This is a genomic window from Dyella ginsengisoli LA-4 (assembly GCF_000334915.1).
Classification (GTDB): domain Bacteria; phylum Pseudomonadota; class Gammaproteobacteria; order Xanthomonadales; family Rhodanobacteraceae; genus Dyella_A; species Dyella_A ginsengisoli_A.
In genome coordinates this window covers 74,659-93,318 of sequence record NZ_AMSF01000037.1, presented here as the reverse complement: position 1 = coordinate 93,318, position 18,660 = coordinate 74,659, and the positions used below count along the sequence as shown (strand labels likewise).

The following is an 18,660-nucleotide window of genomic DNA, read 5'->3' as shown; positions in this document are numbered from 1 at the left end:
AGTCGGTCGGCTCGACCGGGCTTGACTCTGGACCTGAATCAAGGGTCTAGACTTTCGCCATGGATACGAACAGCTCGCTCACCATCGGAGCCGTCGCCCGGCGCGCCGGCGTTCCCATCGACACCATCCGCTACTACGAGCGCGAAGGCCTGCTGCCTGAGCCGGTTCGTCGTGCCTCCGGCTACCGCAGCTATGGCGAGAGCGCGGTGGCCCAGTTGCGCTTCATCCGGCGTGCCAAGGATCTGGGTTTCACGCTGGAGGAGATCCGCGGGTTGCTGGCTTTGTCCCACGACCGCCAGCGCGGCGTGAAGGCAGTGAAGCGACGTGCCGAGGAGCGCCTGGCCGCGATCGATGCACGCATCGCCGAGTTGCAGCGCGTGCGCGATGGCCTGGCCGAGTTGGTTGCCTCCTGCCCCGGCCACGGCGCACCGGAGCAATGCCCGATCCTGCGTGCGCTCAACGATGGGGAGGGTGCCTGATGGACACCGGAACCTCCTGCTGCCGGGGCGCGGAGACACCACGCACGGCGATTGACCCGGTCTGTGGCATGACCGTGGACACCACGGCCGGCAAGCCGAGCACGGTGCACGAGGGCCAGACCTTCCACTTCTGCTGCAACGGCTGCCGGACGAAGTTCGAGGCCGATCCGGCGAAGTATCTGGCGGCGGAACCGGCCAGCGGCGGTTGCTGCGGCGGCAAGGCGGTTTCGCAGGCGGGGCACGACCACGCACACGGCCATCATCACGGCCATGCCGGCGACCACGCGGTGAAGGACCCGGTCTGCGGCATGACCGTGGACCCGCACACGGCAGAGCATCGCGCCGGGCATGGCGGCCACACCTACTATTTCTGCGCGGCCCGCTGCCGCGAAAAATTCGTGGCCGATCCCGAGGCGTATCTCGGCGGGCGCAAGCCCGCGCCGCCGGCGCCGGCCGGCGCCATCTACACCTGCCCGATGCATCCGGAGGTGCAGCAGGTCGGTCCCGGCGACTGCCCCAAGTGCGGCATGGCGCTGGAGCCGATGATGCCCACCGCCGAGGACGATGGCAGCGAGCTGAAGGCGATGGCGCGCCGCCTTTGGACGCTGGTGGCGCTCACCGCACCGGTGTTCGTGGTGGCGATGCTGCCGCACCTCACCGGCTGGCATCCGCCGGCGCCGTGGGACCGCGTGGCGGCATGGACCGAGGCGCTGCTGGCCAGCGTGGTGGTGCTGTGGGGCGGGGCACCGTTCTTCCGGCGCGGCTGGAACTCGCTGCGGCCGTGGTCGCCGAACATGTACACGCTGATCGCACTGGGCACCGGCGTGGCGTGGGTCTACAGCGCGGTGGCGTTCCTCGCGCCGGGCGTGTTCCCGGCCAGTTTCCGCGACATGCATGGCCGCGTGGCGGTGTACTTCGAGTCGGCAGCGGTGATCGTCACCCTGGTGACGCTGGGTGATTTCCTCGAGCTGCGCGCGCGCCGCCGTACCGGCGAGGCATTGAAGGCGCTGCTCGGTCTGGCGCCGAAGATCGCGCATCGGATCGATGCCCAGGGCCGCGAGGCCGATGTGTCGCTGGACGAGGTGCAGCCCGGCGACACGCTTCGCGTGCGGCCGGGTGAGAAGGTGCCGGTGGACGGCGTGGTGCTCGACGGCGACAGCCATGTCGACGAATCCATGCTTACCGGCGAGCCGATGCCGGTGGCCAAGACGGCCGGTGACCCGCTCACCGGCGGTACGGTCAACCAGGACGGTACGGTGCGGATGCGCGCCGAGAAGGTCGGCAGCGAGACGGTGCTGTCGCAGATCGTGGCGCTGGTCGCCGCGGCCCAGCGCAGCCGGGCGCCGTTGCAGCGGGTCGCCGACAAGGTCGCCGAATGGTTCGTGCCGATCGTGGTGGCCTGCGCGGTGATCGCGTTCGGGTTGTGGGCCTGGCTGGGTCCGGACCCGCGGATGACGCGGGCGCTGATCGCCGCCGTGTCGGTACTGATCATCGCCTGTCCCTGCGCGCTGGGTCTGGCCACGCCGATCTCGATCATGGTGGCCAGCGGTCGCGGCGCCCACCTGGGCGTGCTGTTCAAGGATGCCGGCAGCATCGAGGCGATGCGCGACATCGACACGCTGGTGGTCGACAAGACCGGCACCCTGACCGAGGGCAAGCCGGCGCTGCGCGAGCTGGTGCCGCTGGGCGGGCGTTCGCATGACGCGCTGCTGGCACTGGCCGCCGCGCTGGAGGCGCCGAGCGAGCATCCGCTGGCCCGTGCCATCGTGCGCGCGGCGGGTGATCAGGCGCTGCCCGCGGTGGAGGATTTCCGCAGCATCGCCGGGCAGGGTGTGCAGGGGCGCATCGACGGCCAGGCCGTGGCGCTGGGCAACCGGGCGATGATGCGGGCCCTGTCGGTCGACGTGGACGCTGGCGCGGTGACCCATGCCGACCGGCTGCGTGGTGAAGGGGCGACAGTGATGTACCTGGCGCTCGGGGGCGCGCTGGCCGGGTTGATCGCAGTGTCCGACCGCCTGAAGGACGGCGCGGCCGAGGCGATCCGTCGCCTGCACGCCGAGGGCCTGCAACTGGTGATGCTTACCGGCGATCACCTGCTGAGCGCGCAGGCGGTGGCGCGTGAGCTGGGCATCGACGAGGTACACGCGGAGGTGTCGCCTGCCGGCAAGGCGGCGGTGGTGCAGTCGCTCAGGAAGAACGGCCGGCGTGTCGCCATGGCCGGCGACGGCATCAACGACGCCCCGGCGCTGGCCGCGGCGGACGTCGGCATCGCCATGGGCACCGGCACCGACGTGGCGATGGAGAGCGCGCAGGTGACCCTGGTGAAGGGCGATCTGGGTGGCATCGTGCGGGCGCGGGCGCTGTCGCGCGCCACCGTGCGCAACATCCACCAGAACCTGTTCTTCGCCTTCGTCTACAACGGCATCGGCGTGCCGCTGGCGGCCGGCGCGCTGTATCCGTGGCTGGGCTGGATGCTGTCCCCGATGGTCGCCGCGCTGGCGATGAGCTTCAGTTCGGTGTCGGTGGTGAGCAACGCGCTGCGGCTGCGCTCGGCGCGGTTGTGATGCGGCGGTGACGGTTGTCACCGGCGGTGGCTGACGGAACCGACTGCCACGGGAGAGGGGGGCAGCCGATGATGCTCCCACGCCCATCGGGGCGAGGGAGCACAGCCATGAACACCGTCAACGACACCCGCAGCCTGCTCGATCGCCATCTGCCCCTGCTGGTCGGCCTGCTGGCCGCACTGCTGGCCGGCAAGGCCCTGAAGAAGATGTTCTGGACCGCCTTCGGCATGTACTGGGCGCTGCGTGCCAGCGGGATCCATCCGTTTGGCTGAGCGGCGGCGGGAACGGGTGATGGCTTACACTTTCGCGTCCCCCGCCACGCCCCGGAGCCGCCCGCCATGTCCGACGCGATCGCCCTGATCCAGCGCTACTACGCCGCGTTCAACGCTGGCGACTGGGAGGCGATGCTGGCCTGCCTGACCGACGACGTGGCGCACGACCTCAACCAGGGCGGGCGGGAGCACGGTCGCGAGGCGTTCCGCGCCTTCCTCGCGCGGATGAACCGCTGCTACGCCGAGCGGCTGGAGAAGATCGTGGTGATGGCGGCCGCCGACGGCACCCGCGCGGCGGCCGAATACGAAGTGCATGGCAGCTATCTCGCCGACGACGAGGGCCTGCCGCCGGCGCACGGCCAGCGCTACGTGCTGCCGGGCGGCGCGTTCTTCGACCTCCGCGACGGGCGCATCAGCCGCGTCACCAACTACTACAACCTCGCCGACTGGATCGCGCAGGTCTCCGGCGGCTGACCCGATGGCCGTCCGCACCATCACCTGCACCGGCAAGGCGGTCGCGCCCTACCTGGCTGACCTCGCTCGGTTGCGCAGCACCGTTTTCCGCGACTACCCGTATCTCTACCAGGGCAGCGCGGACTACGAGAGCGAGTATCTGACCGCCTACGCGCGCTCGCCGCGCAGCGTGTTCGTGCTGGCGCTCGACGGTGACACCGTGGTCGGCGCGTCCACCGGCATCCCGCTGCTGGACGACCAGCCGGCCTTCCACGCGCCGTTCCGCGAAAAGGGCCTGGCCCTGGACGAGGTGTTCTACTTCGGCGAGTCGGTGCTGCTGCGCGACTACCGCGGGCAGGGGCTGGGCCATCGCTTCTTCGACGAACGCGAAGCGCACGCGCGCCGGCTGGGCGGTTTCGCGCTCACCGCGTTCTGTGCGGTCGAGCGCGCCGATGACGATCCGCGCAAGCCGGCCGGCTACCGCCCCAACGACGCCTTCTGGATCAAGCGGGGGTATCGCCGGCAGGACGATCTGTTCTGCACGCTGGACTGGAAGGAGCTTGGCGACGCCGCGGCCAGTCCCCACCTGCTGCGGTTCTGGTTGCGTCCGCTGGAGGGCTGAGCGTTGAGCGTGAAAGTGGCGGTGGCGCAGTGGCCGATCGGTGCCCCGGCGCGTTTCGATGATTTCGCGGCCCGCGTGGAAAGCGAGCTGGCCGGCGCCGCCGCGCAGGGGGCGCAGATCGCCGTGCTGCCCGAGTACCTGGCGCTGGAGCTGGCGCATGCGTTCGGCCCTGCGGTCTACGGCGACCTGCAGCGTTCGCTGGAGGCCGTGGACGGGCTCTATGCCGATTGGCGTGCGCTGTTTTCCGGGCTGGCGCGCCGGCACGGCATGTATGTGGTGGCCGGCAGCTTCCTGCGGCGGCAGGGCGGGGCGTTCCGCAACCGCGCGCTGCTGTTCGCCCCGGACGGTCGCGTCGGCGAGCAGGACAAGCTGCGCCTGACCGGCTACGAGAAGCAGGCCGGCTGCATCGAGCCGGGTGACGCGCTGAAGGTGTTCGACACCGAGTTTGGCCGCGTCGGCATCAACATCTGCTACGACGTCGAGTTCCCGCTGTTCGCACGCGCCCAGGCCGAGGCCGGCGCGGCCCTGCTGCTGGTGCCCAGCTGCACCGACACCGAGGCGGGTGCCTGGCGCGTGCGCATCGGCGGCCAAGCCCGCGCGCTGGAGAACCAGGTGCCCGTGGTGTGTGCGGTCACCGCGGGCGTCAGCGAATGGAGCCCGGCGCTGGACGTCAACACCGGTAGCGCCGCCGTCTACGTGCCACCGGACCGCGGCCTGCCGGAGACGGGCGTGCTGGCCGCGCTGGACGCCGACGCGGGCTGGCTGCTTGCCGACGTGGACGTCGCCGCGGTGTGCGAGGCCCGCGCCATCGGCCAGGTCGGCATAGCCGCCGACTGGCCTGGGCAACGCCTACCCGCCGTGCAGCGCGCACGGCTTGCCGGATTCGAACCCGCGTGAACACCCGAACCCTCGCCGACTGGCTGAGCTACCAGGAACAGGTCAATCCCCGCGCCATCGAGCTGGGTCTGGAGCGCGTGCGCGCGGTCTGGCAGCGGATGGGCGCGCCGCGGCCGGCGCGCCACGTGGTCACCGTCGGCGGCACCAACGGCAAGGGCTCCACCGTGGCCCTGCTCGAGGCGATGCTGCGCCAGGCCGGTCGGCGGGTGGGCTGTTTCACCTCGCCGCATCTGCTCGCCTACAACGAGCGCGTACGCATCGACGGCACCGACGTGGACGACGCGTCGCTGGTGGCCGCGTTCGAGCGCATCGAGGCGGCGCGCACGCAGGGGCCGGGTGCGCCGATCCCGCTGACCTATTTCGAGTTCGGCACCCTCGCCGCGCTGGACCTCTTCGCCCGCGCCGACCTGGACGTGGCGGTGCTGGAGGTGGGCCTGGGTGGGCGGCTCGACGCGGTGAACATCGTCGATGCCGACGTGGTGGCGATCACCACGGTGGATCTGGACCACATGGACTGGCTGGGGTCGGACCGCGACAGCATCGGACGGGAAAAGGCCGGTATTGCCCGCAGCGGCCATCCCGCCGTGGTGGGCGAGGTCGAGCCGCCGGTCGGCCTGCTCGATGCGCTGCATGCCATCGGAGCGCAGGTGGTTCGCGCCGGCGTCGATTTCCGGGTGGAGCACCTGTCATCCGGCTGGAGCTGGGTCCACCGCGACGGCACGGCGATGACGCTGCCCGACCCGGCGCTCGCCGCACCGGTGCAGTACGCCAACGCCGCCACGGCGATCGCCACCCTGCATGCGCTGGGTCACGGGTTGCTGGGAGATCACCCGGAGCATGCGGTGGCCTCGGCGCTGCGCAGCGTCTCGGTGTCGGCACGGCTGCAGGCGCTGGGGGGCGATCCGGCGCTGTATGTGGACGTGGGCCACAACCCCCAGGCTGCGCGCGCGCTGGCGCAGTGGCTCGATGCCGTGCCGCACGGGCGGGTGCACGCGGTGTTCGGCGCACTGTCGGACAAGGACGTGGCCGGCGTGATCGTCGCGCTGGGGGCACGTATCGACCACTGGCACCTGGCCGGGTTGGATCGCGACACGCCGCGCGGCCTGCCGGCACACGCCCTGGCCGAGGCCTTGGCTGCCGGCCGGCCGGAGGCCCGGTTCGACCTGCATCCCGGCGTGGCCGAGGCGCTGGACGCGGCACGCGCAGCCGCGCTTCCCGGCGAGACGATCCTTGCGTTCGGTTCGTTTTTCGTCGCCTCGGCGGTGCTCGCAGCGCATCGCGCCTGAACGCGGCCCCCCGGCGGTTTCCGGCGGCAGGGGTACGCCGGGTATAATTCCGCCGCTTCGCGCCGCGCCCGCCACCCCTGGAGCCCGTCTTGAAAACTCGCCTGCTGGGAGCTGCCGTTCTCATCGCGCTGCTGGTCCTCATCGTCCCGATGTTCTTCCCGAGCCATCCGCCGGCGGCACCGGGCGACCAGTCGGTGAGCCTGGCGATTCCGCCGGCACCGGATCGCGATCTGCAGACCCGCACGATGAGCCTGAACCCCGACGCTTCCGCACCGGCGATTCCGGCCAGCACGGGCGCAACCGTCATCCCTGCCGCCGGCAACGGCAGCAGTGACCAGCTCGCCACGGTCGACATCCCGTCGCACCGTCCGACCGACGTCGAGACCGGTGCCGCTGGCGCCGCAACGACCACGCCTCCTCCAGCGACGCCCGCCGCCAGCCAGCCGGTGATCCAGCCGCAGCCGCAGGCCCCCAAGGCTGGCAGCGCTCCGGCAAAGGCACCGCCCAGCACTCCGGTCAGCAAGCCGGCGCCCACTCCGGAACCGGCGCTGCCAGCGGCTGCGGCCGCGCGCGGCAGCTACACGCTCAACCTCAGCGCTTACGCCTCCAGCAGTGGCGCAGCCAGCCTGATGCAGAAGGTGCGCGCGCTGGGCTATCCGGTGCGCAGCCATGCCATCCACCAGGGCGGCAAGACGCTCACCGCGGTGGAGGCCGGTCCGTTCCCCTCGCGCACCGCGGCCGAGAGTGCGCGACTGAAGATCACCCAGAGCATCGCCGGCGTGCCGGCAAAGCTCGAGAGCAGCGCCAGCACCCCGGCCGGCGACGCGCCGGCCAGCGCGCCGGCCAAGGCCAGCCGGGCCGGCGGCTGGGCGGTGCAGGTCGCCGCGATGAGCGGCCAGTCCGACGCGATCGCCCTGCGCGACAAGCTGCGTGCGAACGGCTTCGATGGCTTCGTCGACTCGGTCGTCGTGGGCGGCAAGAAACTCTGGCGCGTGCGCGCCGGGCCGCAGACCCAGCGGGACGATGCGATGCGCGTGCGCGAGCAGATCAAGTCCAAGCTTGGCCTGTCCGGCAACGTCGTCAGCGTCCCCTGAGCAGCAGTCGTAACGGAGTGACCGCAGGATGAACTGGGCCGATTACGTCATCGCCGCGGTGATCGCCATTTCGGTGCTGATCGGCCTGTGGCGCGGGCTGGTGGCGGAGGTCCTGTCGCTGGCGATCTGGATCGGCTCGATCTGGGTCGCCTGGGCGTTCGGTCCGACCGTCGCGGGCTATTTCGACCACAGCATCCACACGCCCGAACTGCGTCTGATGGCCGGCTATGGCTTGTGCATCGTCGGCATGCTGATCATCGGCGCGCTGGTCAATGCGATCTTCCACCGGCTGGTGGTCGGCGCCGGTCTGTCCGGGCCGGATCGCGCGCTGGGCGTGCTGTTCGGTTTTGCCCGCGGCGTGCTGCTGGTCGCGTTGATGGTGTTCCTGCTCGGTTTCACCGCCGTGGTACGCGAGCCCTGGTGGCACCAGTCGCTGTTGTTGCCGCAGTTCCAGGGCGTGGCGATCGCCGTGGGTCAGCACCTGCCGGCCAGCACCGGGCGCTATCTGCATCCTTCGCCAGAGGTGAGCGACAGCCTGTCCCGGCTAAAGGCCGGTGCGGACGGTGCCGATCTCTCCGGCATGCGGCGCCTGCTCGACGCGCAGGCCGCAACCTTGCGCGGACCGCTCGCCGCACCCACATCGCCTGCTCCGGCGACGTCTTCTCCCGCGGTGGCTCCGGCCGGCGCACCTTCGCATCCGTAATCGCAACACCCCACGCAGGCACCCAACATCATGTGCGGAATCATCGGCATTGTCGGCATCACCGAGGTCGCCTCGGCGCTCTATGACGGCCTCACCGTCCTCCAGCACCGTGGCCAGGATGCCGCGGGCATCGCCACCGTGGATGGATCCCGCCTGCGCCTGCACAAAGGCAACGGCCTGGTACGCGACGTGTTCAACCAGACCTCGATGAGCCACCTGCGCGGCCGCATCGGCATCGGCCATTGCCGTTATCCCACGGCGGGCTCGGAGGGTGCCGACGAGGCGCAGCCGTTCTACGTGAATTCGCCCTACGGCATCGCCTTCGCGCACAACGGCAACCTGGTCAACACGGACGTGCTGCGCAAGGAGATGTTCGAGGACGACCGGCGCCACATCAACACCGATTCCGATTCCGAGGTGCTGCTGAACGTGCTGGCGCACGAGCTGCAGATCCAGGAGCGGATGGCGATCACGCCGGACAACATCTTCAAGGCGGTCGCCGGCGTGCACGCGCGCGCCAAGGGCGGTTATGCCTGCATCGGTCTGATCCTCGGCTACGGCCTGATCGCCTTCCGCGATCCCAACGGCATCCGCCCGCTGGTGCTGGGCGAGCGCGTCACCGACGAGGGTCGCGAGTATGCGGTGGCCTCCGAGTCGGTGGCGCTGGACGTGCTGGGCTTCAAGCGCCTGCGCGACATCGAGCCCGGCGAAGCGGTGGTGATCACCGACGACGGCCAGCTGTTCAGCCGCCACTGCGCCGAGGCCGCGGTGCATGCGCCGTGCATCTTCGAATACGTCTACCTGGCCCGCCCGGACTCGATGATCGAGGACGTGTCGGTGTACAAGGCGCGTCTGCGCATGGGCGAGAAGCTGGCGCAGAAGATCATGCGCCTGCGCCCGGACCATGGCATCGACGCGGTGATTCCGATCCCCGACACCTCGCGCACCGCCGCCAGCGCGCTGGCCGGCGCGCTGGGCGTGCCGTTCCGCGAGGGCCTGGTGAAGAACCGCTATGTGGGTCGCACCTTCATCATGCCGGGGCAGGGCGACCGCGTGAAATCGGTGCGCCGCAAGCTCAACGCGGTGGATCTGGAGTTCCGCAAGAAGACCGTGCTGCTGGTGGACGACTCCATCGTGCGCGGCACCACGTCGAAGCAGATCATCCAGATGGCGCGCGATGCCGGCGCCACGCGCATGTACTTCGCTTCGGCCGCGCCGCCAGTGCGCTATCCGAACGTGTACGGCATCGACATGCCGTCGGCGCACGAACTTGTCGCGGCCGGCAAGACCGAGCAGGAGGTCGAGGCGATGCTCGGCGCCGACTGGCTGATCTACCAGGATCTCGATGACCTGATCTGGGCGGTGCAGGACGGCAACGAGGACCTGACGCAGTTCGACACCTCGTGCTTCTCCGGCGAGTACGTCACCGGTCTGGAGAGGGACTACCTGCAGCAGATCGAGCTGATGCGCTCGGACGACGCCAAGGCGGCGCGCCGGATCGCCTGAGCCTGGGGACCCGCGGACGGTTCAGCCGTCCGCGAGCGGCCGTCCGCCGATGTTCTGGGCGATGCGCCAGAGCACGCCGGAAGGGTCGGTCAGGCAGAAATCGCGCATCCGCCAGGGCCGATCGGCCGGTGCGTCCAGGCGGATACCGTAGCGCTCGGCGATGCCCCGTTCGCACAGGTACCGGTGCCAGGCATCGACATCGGCAACCAGCAGGTGCATGACGAAGTTGCCGGCCAGGTCGGGATGGTGAAAGTCCTGCAACAGGAAGCTGCAGTCGCCGGCCGCGAAGTAGGCGACGCCATCGCCCTCGGATTTTTCCTCGAAGCCGACATCGGCGTAGAAACGCCGCGACAGCGCGTAGTCGCGGGCGGGAACGAAAGCCTTGATCTCGATGGTGTCCAGGCGATCCATGCGAATATCTCCGGGGTTGGGGGGCATGTCTGGCCGGCTACGGCCGGCGACGATCTAGACTTGCCACGATGAACGATCTGCACGCCGCCGCCAAGACCTGCCTGGACGCCGCCGACCCGGTCGAGAAGCTGCGCCTCACCCATGAAACCTGGCAGGCCCTTCTGGCCGGGGAGCTCGGGCCGGATGCGGGCTCGCCGCCACCGGGGCCGATCGGTGCGCCGGGCCGTCCGCTGCGTCCCCGACTGGTGCCGGCCCGCCAGGTGCCGCAGCGTGGCCTGGGGACGCCGGCCGGCCGCGCCGCGCTGGTCCACGCGGTGGCGCATATCGAATTCAATGCGATCAACCTGGCCTGGGACGCGGTCTACCGTTTCCGCGGCATGCCGGACGAGTACTACCGCGACTGGGCCAGTTGCGCGCACGACGAGGCACGGCACTTCGCCCTGCTGACCGAACGGCTGGCCAAGCTCGACCATGCCTATGGCGACTTCGACGCGCACAACGGCCTGTGGGAGATGGCCGAGAAGACCGCCCATCACGATATCGCCCGCATGGCGCTGGTGCCGCGGGTGCTGGAGGCGCGGGGACTGGACGTGACGCCAGGCATCATCGAGCGGCTGACCACCGTCGGAGACACGCGGACCATCGCGATCCTCGAAGTGATCCTGCGCGAGGAAGTGGCCCATGTGGCCGCCGGTACGCGCTGGTTCCGGTGGTGCTGCGCACGCGACGGGCTGGAGCCACGCGACACATTCATCGCGCTGCTGCAGCAGTACATGGGTCCCGGCCTGCGCGGGCCGTTCAACCACGAGGCGCGACTGCGCGCCGGCTTCGATGCCGGGGAAATGGATCGCCTGCTGGAACTGGCGAACGCCTGAACGGGCGCTGCGCTGCACCTTTCTCCGGAGACGGCAGGCGGGTAGGGTCGGTCGGGTCGCTGCCGGAATCGCCGGATCGCGATTCCGCCGCGACAGCCGATCCCTGCCGGAGGAGCTGCCATGCTGAGTGTGTCCGAAGCTGCCGAACTGAACGTGCCCGCGGACGTCGTCTGGAAGACGCTGGGCGATTTCGGCGCTGCCGATCGTTACCTCGATCTGGTCGAGCGTTGCGAACTGCAGCGCAACGGGGGCAGCGTGGAGCGTCTGCTCCACCTGCGTGGAGGAGGCCTGGTGCATGAACGCCTGGTGCTGGCCTGCCCGCAGGACCGCGCGCTGCGCTACACCATCGTCGATTCCCCGCTGCCGGTGGCCGACTATGTCAGTACGGTGCGGGTGGACGCGATCGACGGCGATCGCTGCCGCGTCAGCTGGTCCGCCACCTTCGATCCGTACGGGGCCGGCGAGGAGCAGGCCCGCGACGCCGTCGCCGCGATCTACCGCATGGGTTTCGACGGGTTGCGACGGTTGCATGCCGTGTAGGCCTGCCATCACCGAGGAGACATCGCCATGCCGAAATTCCTGATCGAACGCGACATTCCTGGTGCCGGCGCGCTCACGCCGGAGCAGCTGAAAGGCATTTCGCAGACCTCCTGCGGCGTGCTCGACGCGATGGGGCCGCGCATCCAGTGGGTGCACAGCTATGTCACCGACGACAAGGTGTATTGCGTCTACATCGCCCCGGACGAAGCCACCGTGCGCGAGCACGCCAGCCGGGGCGGCTTTCCCGCCAACAAGGTGACCCCGGTCCACGCCATCATCGATCCGACCACGGCGGAATGACGGCCACAAAAAAGCCGGCGCGGGGCCGGCTTTTTCGTCGAATTTTGGTCGGGGAGACAGGATTCGAACCTGCGACTTCTACGTCCCGAACGTAGCGCTCTACCAGGCTGAGCTACACCCCGTGGGAGCCGCGCATTCTAGCGACCGTCCCCGACCTTGGCAACAGGGGGCGCGACATTTCGATGCTCCCCGGGCGGTCGGGCATGGACTGCCATCTGCTAATCTTAAGGGCTGCCGTTTCGCGGCGTTCCACCCCGTCAAGCAGAGGATTCCATGGCGCTTACCCCGGCCCGCACCATGCCCGGCGTGCTCGAGCTGTTGCCGCTCGACCAGATCGCGTTCCAGCGCATGCTCGACACGATCCGCCGCAACTACGAGCGCTTCGGCTTCCTGCCGGTGGAAACGCCGGTGATCGAGTACTCCGACGTGCTGCTGACCAAGACCGGCGGCGAGACCGAGCGCCAGGTGTACTTCGTGCAGTCCACCGGCGCGCTGAATGCCGAGAAGGACTCCGACGGCGTGCCCGAGCTGGCGCTGCGCTTCGACCTCACCGTGCCGCTGGCCCGCTACGTGGCCGAGCACGAGCGCGAGCTGAGCTTCCCGTTCCGCCGCTACCAGATGCAGCGCGTGTACCGCGGCGAACGCGCCCAGCGCGGCCGTTTCCGCGAGTTCTACCAGTGCGACATCGACGTGATCGGCAAGGACAGCCTGTCGATCCGCTACGACGCCGAGCTGCCGGCGGTGATTTACAGCGTGTTCCGCGAGCTGGACATCGGCCCGTTCACCATCCAGCTCAACAACCGCAAGCTGATGCGCGGCTTCTTCGAGAAGCTGGGCATCGCCGATGCCGAGCAGCAGATGCTGGTGCTGCGCGAGGTGGACAAGCTGGACAAGCGCGGCGCCGACTACGTGCGCGACACGCTGACCGGCGAGACCTTCGGCCTGAGTGCCGAGGTCGCGCAGCAGATCCTCGATTTCGTGCAGGTGCGCTCCACCTCGCTGCAGGACGCCTACGACAAGCTCGACGCGCTGGGCGCCGGCCCCGAGGCGATGGAGCAGGGGCGTGCGGAGCTGAAGGAGGTGCTGGGTCTGATCCACGCCTTCGGCGTGCCGGAGACGCACTACGCGTTGAACCTGTCGATCGCGCGCGGCCTGGACTACTACACCGGCACCGTCTACGAGACCACGCTCAACGACCATCCGCAGATCGGCTCGATCTGCTCCGGCGGCCGCTACGAGAACCTGGCCGGCCAGTACACCAAGTCGCACCTGCCGGGCGTGGGCATCTCGATCGGCCTGACCCGCCTGTACTGGCAGCTGCGCGACGCCGGCCTGGTCAACACCGCGCAGAGCACGGTCGATGTGCTGGTGACCCAGATGGACGAGGCTCAGCTGCCGGCCTATCTGGCGCTGGCCAGCGAGCTGCGCAGTGCCGGCATCGCCACCGAGGTGGTGCTGGAGGCCGGCAAGCTCGGCAAGCAGTTCAAGTACGCCGACCGCGCCGGCATCCGCTTCGTGGTGGTGCTGGGCGAGGACGAACTGGCCAAGGGCGTGGTGACGGTGAAGGACCTGCGCCGCGAGGACCAGTTCGAGGTGGCGCGCAGCGAGCTGATCAAGACGCTGCGGGTGGAACTGGAACAGGCGGCCGTCATGGGCTGATGTTCCTGCGATGGCGCGGCGCAGCTTGCCCGTCACCGTCGCAGCCCCGAGCATGCGCCGTCGTTGCGGCCGCCCCAGGCGGTTCGCGCGGCGGCTTTTCACATCCGGTGTCGGCGCATGTCGCGCCCCACCATCCGACGACCCCGCGCCCTCGGCGCGTGTCGATCCCAGGGAGAAACGAGTGACTTCGCAGGATTTCATCACGCTGGACGGCTCCAGCCTGACCCGCAAGCAGCTGGTGGCCGCGGCGCGCGGTGGTGCATCGGTCCGGCTGGATCCGGCCCAGCTGGCCCGGGTGCAGCGCGCGGCGGATTTCCTCGCCGAGAAGGTGAGCTGCGGCGAGCCGACCTACGGCGTCACTACCGGCTTCGGCTCCAACGCCGACAAGCTGCTGGGCGCCCATCGCCTGCGCGACGAACTGCCCGGCGGCAATCCGCACCAGCCGGAAGGCACGCTGCTGGACGAACTGCAGCACAACCTGATCATCACCCACGCGGTGTGCGTCGGTAAGCCGTTCGCCGAGGACGTGGTGCGGGCGATGCTGGTGATCCGCATCAACACCCTGATGCGCGGCCATTCCGGCATCCGCGTGTCCACGCTGGAAGCACTCACCGCCATGCTCAACGCCGGTATCGTGCCGGTGGTGCCGGAGAAGGGCTCGGTCGGCGCCAGTGGCGACCTGGCGCCGTTGTCGCACCTGGCGATCGTGCTGCTCGGCGGCGGTGAGGCGTTCTATCGTGGCGAGCGCATGCCGGGCGCCGAAGCGCTGAAGCGCGCCGGGCTGGAACCGATCCGGCTGTCGTTCAAGGAAGGGCTGGCGCTGAACAACGGCACCGCGCAGATGCTGGCCACCGGCGCGCTGGCGCTGGACACGCTGGAGCGGCTGCTCGACACCGCCGACCTCGCCGCCGCGATGACGCTGGACGCCTTCGCCGGCCGCAGCGGCGCGTTGCGCGAGGAAGTCCACGCGCTGCGTCCGCATCCGGGCCAGGTGGAAACCGCCGCCCGCGTGCGCGAGCTGCTGGAGGGCTCGACCCTGGTCGACATTCCCTACCACCTGGTGCCGCGCTTCCGGCAGTGGACGTCCGATGCATGGAGCACGCCGGAAGACCAGGCGCTCAGCTTCGACATCGGCTGGGAATGGGTGCCGGCCAACCAGCGCCACGGCCGCGAGGCGTTCTACAGCCGCTTCCTGCCGTTCAAGGGCGGCAAGAAGCACCAGCCGCAGGATGCCTACTGCCTGCGCTGCATGCCGCAGGTGCATGGCGCGGTGCGCGACGCCTGGGCCCAGGCCTGCCGCGTGTTCGACATCGAGCTGAACGCGGTCACCGACAATCCGCTGATCTTCCCGGACAACGACGAGGCGCAGTTCATCGAGGAACAGGTGATCTCCGCCGGCCACTTCCACGGCATGCCGCTGGCGCTGGCGATGAGCTACGTGAAGGCGGCGATCCCGGTGCTGGCATCGATCTCCGAGCGGCGGCTCAACAAGCTGGTCGACCCGGCCACCAACGACGGCCTGCCGGCCTTCCTCACCGGCAACGAGGACGCCACCGATTCCGGTTTCATGATCGTGCAGTACACCGCCGCGGCGCTGGTCAACGACCTGGCTACGCGGGCCCATCCGGCCAGCGTGTACTCGGTGCCGACCAGTGCCAACGCCGAAGATCACGTGTCGATGGGCGCCAACGAGGCGCGCCACGTGCTGGAGATGTGCGAGGACCTCGGCCACGTGCTGGCGCTGGAGCTGTACACCGCCGCGCAGGCGCTGGACTACCGCCAGGAAATGCTCAACGCCGCGCGCCGCCTGGCCGCACGCGGGGACTGGCGCGCGCTGGCCGCCAAGGTCACCAACGCACCGCGCGAGGATAGCCCGCACTACGCGCAGTTCGTCGCCGAGGTGCAGGCCCTCACCAGCGCACTGGCCGAGGTCGGCGACTACCATGCCGGCAACGCCGTCCGCCGTGCATACGAGCGCCTGCGCGGGCGGATCGCCTTCATGCACCGTGACCGTGCGATGGATGGCGACGTGCGTGCCGTGTGCGAGCTGATTGCGCAGGGGGCAGTGCTGGACGGCGCCGCCTGACACGTCCACGGACGACCCGATCCGCCGATTTTCCCGGTGCGCCGGCCGGTGCACCGCACGACTCCGGAGTTTTCGATGAGCCAGATCCAGACCCCCGTCTCCTACGGCGAACTGATCGACAAGATCACCATCCTGGAGATCAAGTCGCAGCAGATCAGTGACCCGGCCAAGCTGGCCAACGTGCGCACCGAGCTGGACCTGCTCAACGCCACCTGGGCCGCCCATCCGGCCTCGCAGACCGACATCGCCGACGAGCGCGCCCGCCTGCTGGCGGTGAACCAGGCGCTGTGGGACATCGAGGACCACATCCGCCTGAAGGAAAAGGCCCAGGCCTTCGACGCCGAGTTCATCGAGCTGGCCCGTTCGGTCTACTTCCGCAACGACGAGCGCGCCGCGGTGAAGCGCGAAATCAACCTCAAGCTCGGCTCGCAGCTGGTGGAAGAGAAGTCCTACCAGGACTACCGCTGAGGGGGCGGCGGGGTCCGGCCCTGTCTAGAAAAGTCCTCTAAGTGACTGTTCTAATTGATGTGCCGGACAGCCTCGGACACGGGCGGACGCGGAGCGACGCTTGATTTTGGGTAGCTGGGTGGGTAGCTTGAGCGCCTAGCTACCCAGCCCGGGTGATCGCCATGCCCACGCGTGCTTCCCGCCGTTTGACCGATGCCACCCTGCGCCGGCTGGTGACCGCCGGCCAGCCGGCCGCCCAGTCGGACGGGGAGGGCCTGACCTTCACCGTCTCGGCAGGCGGCGTCGCCAGTTGGGTCTTGCGCTACCGCTACGGCGGCCGTCGTCGTGAGCTGACCCTGGGCCGCTACCCCGACCTCTCCCTCGCCGACGCGCGCACCGCGGCAGCCAAGGCCCGCGTCCAGGTCGCCGAGGGCGTGGACGTGGCGCTGGCCAAGCGGCGGCGCAAGCAGGCCGAGGCCCTCGCCTGGTCGGTCGATCAGCTGTTCCGCGACTTCGAAAAGCGCGTCGTGCCCAAGCTGGCTCCTAGTACCGCTTTCGGGCTCCTGAACTACCTGCGGACCGACGTGTTGCCGTTGCTGCGCGCGCAGGCCGTGCAGGAGGTGACCCCGGAGGACGCCTACACCGTCATCGACCGTGCAGCCCGGCGCAGCTACTGGGCCGGCGTCAACGCCCGCAAGGCCGGCATCGCGCTGTTCAAGCACGCGGTGCTCAAGCGCCTGATCCTGCGCAACCCGTTCAGTGCCGTCGTGATGGAGAGCGTGGCGCCCCGGCCGGCGGTGCGTCAGCGGGTGGCCCTCATCGACGCGCAGATGCGCACCTTCCTGTCCCACCTGGAGCGTCTGCCGCCGCGCGACGCGCTGCTGGCCGAGCTCCTGTTGCGCACCGGCGTGCGGATCGGCGAAGCACTGACCGCCGAGTGGGCGGACCTGCACGAGGCGGCGGGGGAGTGGCGCATTCCCCGGGCCAAGATCAAGACGCGCAAGGGCATGAGCGAGCCGTACTTCGCCATCCCGCTGACGCCGGCCGTGAAGCGGGTGTTCGATCGGCTGCGGGCGCTATCGGAGGCCTCCCGGTGGGTCTTCCCGGCCCTGTCGGGCGCGCTGGAGGACGAGCGCGGCATGGACCACGAGCGCGCCCTGGCGCGCCTGAAGGCCTACGTCGCGACGTTGGCGCCGTTCCCGGGCATCTCCTTCCACGACCTGCGCAGCACGGTCCGCAGCGGCATGCGCCGGCTGGGGATCCCGGCCGAAGTCTGTGAGCGTGCCCTCAACCACCGCCTGCCGGGCCTGCCGGGGGTGTATGACATCGTGCACCAGGAGCAGTTGAACGCGGCCTTCGAGCAGTGGAACGCGCATCTGGACAGCTTGCGGCGGTCGGGCGTCGTCGTGCCCTTGGCGCGTAGCGTGCTGTGACGCGACGCGGGATGGCGCCGCCACGTTCAAAGGCGCCTGCTCAGCGGTCTTCGACGGCCCCATCCTCCCTGCGGCCTTCCGTGTTTGAAGCCTTAAAGTTTTCAGCACGCGACGGATGGCAGCAGGCCATCGCGCTCTGGCGATCCGACCGTCCCCTCCCGCCATTGCTCGCGGAGTCGGTCGCGCAGGCGCTGGAGGCGTGCCTGGCGGATCCGGGAAATGTCGCGTTTCATCTGGGTTTGAAGGTGGGTCGAGGGCGTCCTCGTAAAGGGGGCAGTGGCCCCGTTCTCGAGCATGAGGTCTTGGTGGACCGCTCGCCGGAGGTGCCGGCGAGGTCCACTGGTGAGACGGTTCCGTCCGTGGTTCCTGCCGGTGAGGGAGCTGCTGAGGCGCTTGCACGCCTGATGTTCGATCGCGCGCAGGCCCGATTGCTACCTCATCCGGGGGACGGCGATCCGGTGCAGACACGGCAGATGTTCTGGCGGGAAGTCATCTGGCAGGTCCGCTTGGGTCATGCGCTGGCGCCGCGCCTGGCGCAGGAGGCGGCGAGGTCGTTGCAGGCCTGCATAGATCATCCGAAGGACATCCCAAAGCACTTCGGATTGAAACGCCCCAACGTCCGGCCTCGCAGCGACTCGGCATACTTCGCGTTGGCCAAGCGCGTCCAACACCACCTCAGGCGTGAACTGCAACAGGCATCGGACGATGCTGAGCTGGCTCTTTTCAGGGCGATCGGTGCAGTCGTCGAGGAGCTCCTGCCGGAAGAGTGGGGGCGCCGGTCTCAGCGGCATGACCTCGAAGGAGGCCGTTTCGAGCCGCTCGAGCGTTGGCTTAAAGGCCATGCCGCTGAAGGTCGGCGCAAAGCGTTACGTGAAAAGGTCGGTCGAGCGTGGGAGCGCTTTGATCGGCACGCAGACAGGACATATCGCCCGGTGTTTCCGGAGTTTGTTCCGTCCAATCCTTTGGCCAACCAAGGGCGCAAAAAGCCACGCCGTGCGGACTCGAGCGGGCCGTCCAACGGGGGGTGAGAGGC

19 protein-coding genes and 1 tRNA gene are annotated in these 18,660 nt (G+C 69.4%); 18 read left to right on the top strand and 2 right to left on the bottom strand.

Going from position 1 to position 18,660, the window contains the following annotated elements; genetic code table 11:
* Positions 1–59 precede the first annotated feature (59 nt).
* The 10 genes from C693_RS0110920 (at position 60) to purF (ending at position 9,876) form a co-directional block, all read left to right on the top strand.
* A complete protein-coding gene (locus C693_RS0110920) occupies positions 60–479 on the top strand; it encodes a heavy metal-responsive transcriptional regulator (protein WP_017462314.1) in 420 nt (139 codons plus the stop codon).
* A complete protein-coding gene (locus C693_RS0110915; RefSeq protein ID WP_026107344.1) occupies positions 479–3,043 on the top strand; it encodes a heavy metal translocating P-type ATPase in 2,565 nt (854 codons plus the stop codon). Before C693_RS0110920 ends, C693_RS0110915 begins: the two co-directional genes overlap by 1 nt.
* A gap of 107 nt (positions 3,044–3,150) precedes the next feature.
* On the top strand, positions 3,151–3,315 hold the full coding sequence (locus C693_RS24015) for a hypothetical protein (protein WP_017462312.1): 165 nt from the start codon (positions 3,151–3,153) through the stop codon (positions 3,313–3,315).
* A 66-nt stretch (positions 3,316–3,381) separates the two neighbouring features.
* Positions 3,382–3,789 carry a ketosteroid isomerase-related protein gene (locus C693_RS0110905; protein ID WP_017462311.1) on the top strand — a complete coding sequence of 136 codons (408 nt, stop codon included), beginning with the start codon at positions 3,382–3,384 and terminating at the stop codon, positions 3,787–3,789.
* A 4-nt stretch (positions 3,790–3,793) separates the two neighbouring features.
* Positions 3,794–4,390 carry a GNAT family N-acetyltransferase gene (locus C693_RS0110900; protein WP_017462310.1) on the top strand — a complete coding sequence of 199 codons (597 nt, stop codon included), beginning with the start codon at positions 3,794–3,796 and terminating at the stop codon, positions 4,388–4,390.
* A 9-nt stretch (positions 4,391–4,399) separates the two neighbouring features.
* Entirely contained in the window at positions 4,400–5,287 is an 888-nt protein-coding gene (locus C693_RS0110895; RefSeq protein ID WP_026107343.1) for a carbon-nitrogen hydrolase family protein, read from the top strand.
* Positions 5,284–6,573 carry a bifunctional tetrahydrofolate synthase/dihydrofolate synthase gene (gene folC, locus C693_RS0110890; RefSeq protein ID WP_017462308.1) on the top strand — a complete coding sequence of 430 codons (1,290 nt, stop codon included), beginning with the start codon at positions 5,284–5,286 and terminating at the stop codon, positions 6,571–6,573. Before C693_RS0110895 ends, folC begins: the two co-directional genes overlap by 4 nt.
* A gap of 89 nt (positions 6,574–6,662) precedes the next feature.
* On the top strand, positions 6,663–7,667 hold the full coding sequence (locus tag C693_RS0110885; RefSeq protein WP_017462307.1) for an SPOR domain-containing protein: 1,005 nt from the start codon (positions 6,663–6,665) through the stop codon (positions 7,665–7,667).
* Positions 7,668–7,695: 28 nt separating this feature from the next.
* Entirely contained in the window at positions 7,696–8,370 is a 675-nt protein-coding gene (locus tag C693_RS0110880; RefSeq protein ID WP_017462306.1) for a CvpA family protein, read from the top strand.
* A gap of 30 nt (positions 8,371–8,400) precedes the next feature.
* Entirely contained in the window at positions 8,401–9,876 is a 1,476-nt protein-coding gene (gene purF, locus C693_RS0110875; protein WP_017462305.1) for an amidophosphoribosyltransferase, read from the top strand.
* A 21-nt stretch (positions 9,877–9,897) separates the two neighbouring features.
* Here the strand turns inward: purF and C693_RS0110870 are convergent, their stop codons facing one another.
* Positions 9,898–10,287, bottom strand: a complete 390-nt coding sequence (locus C693_RS0110870) for a VOC family protein (protein WP_017462304.1) — start codon at positions 10,285–10,287, stop codon at positions 9,898–9,900.
* A gap of 68 nt (positions 10,288–10,355) precedes the next feature.
* On the opposite strand from C693_RS0110870, the gene C693_RS0110865 reads away from it, so the two are divergent.
* The 3 genes from C693_RS0110865 to C693_RS0110855 all read left to right on the top strand — a co-directional run bounded on the left by C693_RS0110865 (position 10,356) and on the right by C693_RS0110855 (position 12,002).
* Entirely contained in the window at positions 10,356–11,162 is an 807-nt protein-coding gene (locus C693_RS0110865) for a ferritin-like domain-containing protein (RefSeq protein WP_017462303.1), read from the top strand.
* A gap of 120 nt (positions 11,163–11,282) precedes the next feature.
* Positions 11,283–11,702, top strand: coding sequence for an SRPBCC family protein (locus C693_RS21560; protein WP_017462302.1), 420 nt, complete (start codon positions 11,283–11,285; stop codon positions 11,700–11,702).
* Between the two features lie 27 nt (positions 11,703–11,729).
* Positions 11,730–12,002, top strand: coding sequence for a DUF4242 domain-containing protein (locus C693_RS0110855; RefSeq protein ID WP_017462301.1), 273 nt, complete (start codon positions 11,730–11,732; stop codon positions 12,000–12,002).
* A gap of 45 nt (positions 12,003–12,047) precedes the next feature.
* Here C693_RS0110855 and C693_RS0110850 read toward each other — a convergent pair.
* Positions 12,048–12,124 (bottom strand) — tRNA-Pro (locus tag C693_RS0110850).
* A 151-nt stretch (positions 12,125–12,275) separates the two neighbouring features.
* Between C693_RS0110850 and hisS the strand changes: the two genes are divergently transcribed.
* From hisS to C693_RS23695, 5 genes are all read left to right on the top strand, one after another.
* The gene (gene hisS, locus C693_RS0110845) at positions 12,276–13,661 is read left to right on the top strand and encodes a histidine--tRNA ligase (protein ID WP_017462300.1); all 1,386 of its coding nucleotides are present in this window, start codon (positions 12,276–12,278) and stop codon (positions 13,659–13,661) included.
* Between the two features lie 181 nt (positions 13,662–13,842).
* On the top strand, positions 13,843–15,747 hold the full coding sequence (locus C693_RS0110840; protein ID WP_017462299.1) for an HAL/PAL/TAL family ammonia-lyase: 1,905 nt from the start codon (positions 13,843–13,845) through the stop codon (positions 15,745–15,747).
* A 75-nt stretch (positions 15,748–15,822) separates the two neighbouring features.
* Positions 15,823–16,215, top strand: coding sequence for a DUF6165 family protein (locus tag C693_RS0110835; RefSeq protein ID WP_017462298.1), 393 nt, complete (start codon positions 15,823–15,825; stop codon positions 16,213–16,215).
* Between the two features lie 161 nt (positions 16,216–16,376).
* Positions 16,377–17,627: a tyrosine-type recombinase/integrase gene (locus C693_RS0110830; protein ID WP_017462297.1), complete on the top strand. Its 1,251-nt coding sequence runs from the start codon at positions 16,377–16,379 to the stop codon at positions 17,625–17,627.
* 80 nt (positions 17,628–17,707) lie between these two features.
* Positions 17,708–18,655: a hypothetical protein gene (locus C693_RS23695; protein WP_157798597.1), complete on the top strand. Its 948-nt coding sequence runs from the start codon at positions 17,708–17,710 to the stop codon at positions 18,653–18,655.
* Positions 18,656–18,660 lie beyond the last annotated feature (5 nt).